General features: G+C 66.5%; 7 protein-coding genes. 4 read left to right on the top strand and 3 right to left on the bottom strand.

Features of this window, described 5'->3' with window-relative positions:
• From JOZ00_RS04040 to JOZ00_RS04050, 3 genes are all read right to left on the bottom strand, one after another.
• The coding region (locus JOZ00_RS04040; RefSeq protein WP_293339966.1) for an alpha/beta hydrolase at window positions 1–674 on the bottom strand (674 nt) is incomplete at its 3' end.
• Between the two features lie 101 nt (window positions 675–775).
• Window positions 776–1,342: a TetR family transcriptional regulator gene (locus JOZ00_RS04045; protein ID WP_293339969.1), complete on the bottom strand. Its 567-nt coding sequence runs from the start codon at window positions 1,340–1,342 to the stop codon at window positions 776–778.
• Between the two features lie 47 nt (window positions 1,343–1,389).
• Window positions 1,390–1,953 (bottom strand): TetR/AcrR family transcriptional regulator, encoded by a 564-nt coding sequence (locus tag JOZ00_RS04050; RefSeq protein ID WP_293339972.1) that lies wholly within the window; start codon window positions 1,951–1,953, stop codon window positions 1,390–1,392.
• Window positions 1,954–2,075: 122 nt separating this feature from the next.
• Here JOZ00_RS04050 and JOZ00_RS04055 point away from each other — a divergent pair, with 122 nt between their 5' ends.
• The 4 genes from JOZ00_RS04055 to JOZ00_RS04070 all read left to right on the top strand — a co-directional run.
• Window positions 2,076–4,454, top strand: coding sequence for an MMPL family transporter (locus JOZ00_RS04055; RefSeq protein WP_293339975.1), 2,379 nt, complete (start codon window positions 2,076–2,078; stop codon window positions 4,452–4,454).
• Window positions 4,455–4,459: 5 nt separating this feature from the next.
• Window positions 4,460–5,566, top strand: a complete 1,107-nt coding sequence (locus JOZ00_RS04060; RefSeq protein ID WP_293339978.1) for a 3-oxoacyl-[acyl-carrier-protein] synthase III C-terminal domain-containing protein — start codon at window positions 4,460–4,462, stop codon at window positions 5,564–5,566.
• 7 nt (window positions 5,567–5,573) lie between these two features.
• The gene (locus tag JOZ00_RS04065; RefSeq protein WP_293339981.1) at window positions 5,574–6,083 is read left to right on the top strand and encodes an isoprenylcysteine carboxyl methyltransferase family protein; all 510 of its coding nucleotides are present in this window, start codon (window positions 5,574–5,576) and stop codon (window positions 6,081–6,083) included.
• Window positions 6,080–6,694, top strand: a 615-nt coding sequence (locus JOZ00_RS04070; protein WP_293339984.1) for an FAD-dependent monooxygenase, incomplete at its 3' end; no start/stop codon positions are given. The genes JOZ00_RS04065 and JOZ00_RS04070, both read left to right, overlap by 4 nt.

Here is a 6,694-nt window from a genome sequence, read left to right on the forward strand (position 1 = left end):
TCGCCCCAGATCACCGAGACCGGACACTGGATGGTCCCTAGTCCCTCGGCCAGCCACGGGACCGCCGGCACCGGATAGTGAGCGAAGAACTCCCAGTACGTGCGCCTGCCTCGTCGCGTGCTCATCCAGCCCAGGTACTCGGTTTCCAATTCGGTGTCGAAGCAGCCGATGTCTCGGTACCTGGCCAGAGCCAGGTGGTGCAGCCTGGCCAGCGGAAGATGTTGCACGGCAACGGATATCGCCGAATTGGTGGCAATCCAGTGTTGGGCAGATGAATAGCGATAGAACCACGGGCGGAAGGTGCCATGCGCGCGGGTGTTCAAAAGAGCAAGTCGCAGCACCCGTTCGGGGTGCCGAATTGTGTAGCCGAGTCCGATGAGGCCGCCGTAATCATGGACGCACAGATTGAATCGTTGCCAACCCAAGCGCTGCGCGAGTCGTTCGATCCGATCGACTTCGTTGACATAGGTCGGCGCCGTCGACGGTGGATCGGACCGCCCGAAGCCGGGCCAATCCGGCGCTACCACATGGTGATTGACGGCCAGCGCCTCGATCTGATGGCGCCAGCAGGCTGCGCTCTGCGGGTAACCGTGCAGCAGCAGCACCGGCTCTCCCCTACCGGCCGCCAGCCCGAACACCCTGCGTCCGTCGACATCCCACTCGATCGTTCTCATGCCTTGAACCTCTCGTCGCATCCGAAATCTATTCGAATCCGACGCTGCGCCACCCCGCGCTTTGAGACGCGCGGCGCTCCATTACGGCCATCGGGCGCAGGCTAGGCCGGTGGCACGGGCCCCACGAGTAGCTGACGGATAACCGGGGCGGCCCAGCGGCTGAGTTCTTCGCGGCTGAGGCTGGCGATCGGTGGGTTCTCCAGGATGTATCTCGTCGTGGCCAAACCGATGACGAAGGCTCCCATCAAACCGATTCGCTGGACGGGATTGTCGGGAGTGGCGGTGATCAGTTTGGGTGCGACCTGCTCGGCGAACACCCGCCGCAGCGTGTCGGCCGCGACATCGCTCGTCATGGCGGCCCGCAACAGCGCCAGGAATGTCTCGTCCTCTTCCCACACCGCGAAGAATCGGGGCAGCAAGATGTTTGCGACTTCGTCCGGATCGACATTCGACATGTCGGGCAGCTCGATCGAGAAATCAGCGGCGGCGGCGAACAGGTTTTGTTTGGAGCCGAAGTAGCGGATCACCAACGCCGCATCCACACCAACGTCCCCGGCCACGGCCCGCAAGGTCGTGCGCTCGTAGCCTTCCGCCCCGAAGCGACGCCGCGCTGCGGACAGGATGTCGGCGCGCGTTTGGCTGGCATTGCGAGGCCGCGTCACAGTCACACGGAGACTCTATGCCACCGTGCGTTCACCTCCAGCGAACCCTGAGGTTACGACGGCGCGGGTCCGACCAGCAGTTGCCGGAAGATCGGGGCCGCCCAGCGGCTGAGTTCTTCGCGACTGAGCTCGGACACCGGCAGGTTGCCGAGCACGGATCTGGTCGCGGCGAGGCCGATCACGAACGCGTCCGTCAAGGCGATCCGCTGCTGGTCGTTGTCGGGTGTGGCCGCCGCCAGCGTGGGCGCGACGTTGGTGGCCAACGTGTCGTTGAGGGTGTCCGCCGCGACCCGGCTGGTCATCGCGGCTCGCAGCAGCGCCAGGAACGAGTGGTCGTCTTCCCACACCGCGAAATAGCGCGGCAGCAGCATGTCCGCGATGTGGTCGGGGGCCGCGCCGGTCAGGTCCGGCAGCTCGATCACGAATTCGGTCGCCGTCGCGAACAGGTCCTGCTTGCTGCCGAAGTAGCGGATCACCAGCGCCGCGTCCACCCCGACGTCCGCCGCGATCGCACGCAGCGTGGTCCGCTCGAATCCTTCGGTGGCAAACCGCCGGCGCGCCGCCGCAAGGATGTCGGCACGCGTCTGTGCGGCGTCTCGGGGCCGCTTCGCATCCATCCTCGAACTCTATGTCAGCCACTGTTGACTTGGTGCCATTTCGGGGCGTAGTGTCCAAGTCACCAATTGTTGACAAAAGTCATCAGCTGTTGAAATTCAGCCTCATTAGGTCGGGTGGTCCCATGACATGCGGCATCGGGCGGTCGAGTACCGCCACTCCCCTGACCGAGATCGGTGACGCTGTCCGTCCGGTTCCCAACGGCGTATTGCACCGGATCGCCCTACTCGCGATCGCCGCACCGCGGCGGACCATCGCGATCGCGGGGCTGATCATGCTGGCCGCGGGCATCTTCGGAGTCCCGGTCGCACAAAATCTATCCGCCAGCGGATTCGCTGATCCCGCGTCCGAATCAGCAACGGCATCAAGGCTATTGACCAACAAGTTCGGTCAGGGCGATGTGCAGCTGCTGTTCTTAGTCTTCACACCGGACGGTGTCAACAGCCCGTCGGCCCGAGCGGTCGGGACCGAGATCGCCGATCAGCTGAGCCATTCGGCGCACGTGACAAGCATGACGTCTGCGTGGACCGCGCCTCCCGCGGCGGCCGCATCGTTGGTCAGCAAGGACAACCGGTCGGGATTGGTCGTGGCGGGCATCGGCGGCGGCGAGGCCGGCGCGCAGAAGTACGCCGATTCGCTCTCGCGCCGGTTCGCCCACGACCGCAACGGCGTGTCCGTCCGGTCCGGCGGGCTCGCGATGGTCAACGCGCAGATCACCGAGCAGGCCCAGCGCGACGTTCTGCTGATGGAGGCGATCGCCATCCCGCTCAGCTTCCTCGTCCTGGTCTGGGTCTTCGGCGGTCTACTCGCGGCGGCGCTGCCGGTCGCCATCGGTGCGATGTCGATCCTGGGATCGCTTGCGGTGCTGCGGTTGATCACGCTGGCCACCGATGTGTCAATATTCGCTCTGAACCTCACGACCGCATTGGGCCTGGCGCTGGCCATCGACTACACATTGCTCATCGTCAGCCGGTTCCGCGACGAGATGGCCAGTGGCGCAAGCCGCGACGACGCGCTCGTGCACACGATGGTGACCGCCGGCCGCACCGTGCTGTTCTCGGCCACCACCGTTGCGCTGTCGATGGCCGCGATGATCCTGTTCCCGATGCACTTCCTGAAGTCGTTCGGCTACGCCGGAATCGCGACCGTCGCCCTGACAGCGGTCGCGGCGGTGGTGGTCACACCGGCGGCTATCGTGCTGCTCGGCCACCGGCTGAACACCCTCGACGCGCGCCGGCTCGCCCGCCGAATCCTGCACCGTCCGGAGCCGGTCGCCCAGCCCGTCGAACGCCATTTCTGGTACCGCTCAACAAAGTTCGTCATGCGCCGCGCGCTCCTCATCGGGTCGGCCGTAGTTGCGCTTCTCGTACTGGTCGGCACGCCGTTCCTAGGTGTGCGGTGGGGCTTCCCCGACGACCGGGTGCTGCCGGGCTCGGCCTCGGCTCGCCAGGTCGGCGATCAGCTGCGCAGCGACTTCACCAACGACTCGGCGACACAGATCAGCGTCGTGATCCCCAACAGCGACGGTGTGCCGGACGCCGAAATGGCAAGGTACGCAGCCGCGCTGTCCCGGGTGCCCGACGTGCCGGCAGTCTCGTCGCCGGTGGGTACCTTCGCCGGCGGGTCCCTGGTCGGACCGCCCACCGCGCCGACCGGCAAGGCCAATGGCAGCGTCTTTCTCACCGCCAGCAGCACCGCGTCCCTGTTCTCGGACAGCTCGGACGACCAGTTGCGCCGCATGCACGCCGTTCCCGGGCCCGACGGGAGGACGGTCGAACTCACCGGGACCGCGCAAATCAACTCGGACAGTGTCAACGCGATCACCACCCGCCTGCCTCTGGTGTTGGGCCTGATCGCGGTGATCACGTTCGTACTGCTGTTCCTGCTGACCGGCAGCGTCGTGATGCCGTTGAAAGCCCTTGTCCTCAACGTCCTTTCATTGACAACCGCTTTCGGCGCGATGGTGTGGATCTTCCAAGATCACCACCTCGGCGGCCTCGGGACGACGTCCACCGGGACGTTGGTCGCCAACATTCCGGTGCTGTTGTTCTGCATCGCCTTCGGTTTGTCGATGGACTACGAGGTGTTCGTCGTCTCCAGGATTCGCGAATTCTGGCTCGCCTCAGAGCGAACCCGATCCGGCAGCGACGAAAGCGTCGCGCAGGGGGTGGCTCGCACCGGTCGGGTTGTGACGGCCGCGGCGCTCGTCATGTCGATCTCCTTCGCCGCGCTGATCGCAGCGCACGTCTCCTTCATGCGGATGTTCGGAGTCGGGTTGACGCTCGCCGTGCTGGTGGACGCCACCCTGATCCGCATGGTGCTGCTGCCGGCGTTTATGCGGGTGCTCGGCACCCGGTGCTGGTGGGCGCCGGGCTGGCTCACCCGGCTGCATCACCGCTTCGGCATCAGCGAGGGCCAGGACGCGGCACCGGAAGGCTTGACACGGCATGAGATTTCGCTCGCGGCAACGACGCCGGACAATCACGCAGTTCAAGAAAGGTGAGGAACATGAGGGGATCCTTGAGCGGCAACGAGTTCGGCGTCCGAAAAGCGGGAAGTGTGATCGCGGGTGTGCAGGGCGTGCTGCCCGAGTATCGCTACGCCCAAAGCGAGATCACCGAAACGCTGGCGGCGCTGCCGACGTTCGCAGGCTACGCGGATGCGCTGCGCAAATTCCACGCCAGCTCGAAAGTCGACAGCCGCTACCTGGTACTGCCGCTCGAGCAGTACGCAACGCTGACCGACTTCGGCGACGCGAACAACGTCTTCATCGAGAAGGCGGTCGAACTCGGTTGTGCCGCACTGACCGCAGCGCTCGAGGAAGCGAGACTGGAACCGCAGGACGTCGACGTCATCATGTCGACCACCGTCACCGGCCTGGCCGTGCCCTCGCTGGAAGCGCGCATTGCCACCAAAGTGGGGCTGCGGCCGGACGTCCGTCGGGTGCCGATGTTCGGCCTCGGCTGCGTCGCCGGCGCCGCGGGCGTGGGTCGGCTGAACGACTACCTGCGCGGCGCGCCCGACGAGGTCGCGGTCCTGCTCTCGGTGGAGTTGTGCTCGCTCACCTTTCCTGCGACCGGACCGTCGATGGCCGCCCTGGTCGGCACGGCACTGTTCGGCGACGGTGCCGCCGCGGTGGTCGCCGTCGGCGAGCGGCGCGCCGAGAAGATCGGCGCCGCAGGCCCCGACGTCCTCGGATCGCGCAGCCACCTCTACCCCGACTCGCAAAACACGATGGGCTGGAGCATCGGTTCAAAGGGGTTCGGCCTCATCCTGTCTCCCGACGTGGCGGCCGTCGTCGAGAAGTACCTCTCCGACGACGTGACGCAGTTCCTCGCGTCACACGGCCTGACCGTCTCGGACATCGGGACGTGGGTCAGCCATCCGGGTGGCCCGAAGGTCATCGAATCCATCGTCGCCTCACTCGGCTTGCCCGACGACGCTCTCGAATTGACCTGGCGTTCACTAAGCGAGGTCGGCAACCTCTCGTCGTCCTCGGTGCTGCACGTGTTGCGGGACACCATCGCCAAGCGGCCGGCCGCGGGCAGCCCGGGGGTCATGCTGGCGATGGGCCCGGGCTTCTGCTCCGAGCTCGTCATGCTGCGGTGGCGGTGACGTCGTCATGACTTGGTATCTGCTGTTGATCGGCGCGGTCGCGTTGGAACGACTCACCGAAGTCGTTGTCGCCGAACGCAACCGCTCCATGAGTCGGGCACACGGCGGGATAGAGTTCGGCGCCGGCCACTACCCGGCGATGGTCGCGCTGCACGCGGGCCTGCTGGGCGGATGCGTGCTCGAGCCGACCGTGTTGCACCGGTCCTTCATCCCCGCGCTGGGGTGGCCGATGCTCGCGGTTCTGGTTGCGGCACAGGCGCTTCGGTGGTGGTGCATCACCACGCTGAATTACCAGTGGAACACCCGCGTGATCGTGATACCGGGTGCGTTCCGGGTGGTCGAGGGCCCGTATCGCTTCGTCCCCCACCCGAACTATGTGGCCGTCATCGCGGAAGGGGTGGCGCTGCCGTTGGTGCACTCCGCATGGATCACCGCTTGCGCCTTCACCATCCTCAACGCGTTGCTGTTGAGAACGCGAATCCAGGTGGAAAACGGCGCACTTGCGAGCCTGACGTGATCGACCTCCTCGTCGTCGGTGGTGGCCCGGCCGGACTGGCCACCGCCGTCTACGGCGCAAAGGCCGGACTGGAAGTTGTCGTCGTCGAGCGGCGCAGCGGACCGATCGACAAGGCGTGCGGCGAGGGGCTGATGCCACACACGCTGCGGCACTTGGAACGCCTTGGCGTGCACCCCTACGGAAAGCCGTTCCGGGGAATCAGCTACCACGACGGAAGCTGGCACGTCGCCGCACCGTTCCGGCGGGGCGCCGGACGTGGGGTGCGGCGCACGGTTTTACACGGTGCGCTGCTGGACGCCGCCACCGATGCGGGCGTGCGAGTCGTGCACGACGACGTGGCCGAGGTCAGTCAAGACTCCACATCCGTGCGGGCCGGGCGGTGGCGGGCGCGCTACCTGGCCGCCGCCGACGGGCTGCACTCACCGATCCGCCGGTCCCTCGGCCTGGAGCGGCCGAGCCCGGGTGCCCGCCGGTGGGGCATCCACAGGCACGTCCAAGTCGCGCCGTGGTCGGACTACGTCGAGGTGCACTGGGCGCCCGGCGCCGAGGCGTACGTCACGCCGATCGCCGAGGATTGCGTGGGCGTGGCGGTGCTGAAGTCTCGACGGGGT

Origin of the sequence: Mycobacterium sp. (genome assembly GCF_019243155.1) — a bacterium.
GTDB lineage: Bacteria > Actinomycetota > Actinomycetes > Mycobacteriales > Mycobacteriaceae > Mycobacterium.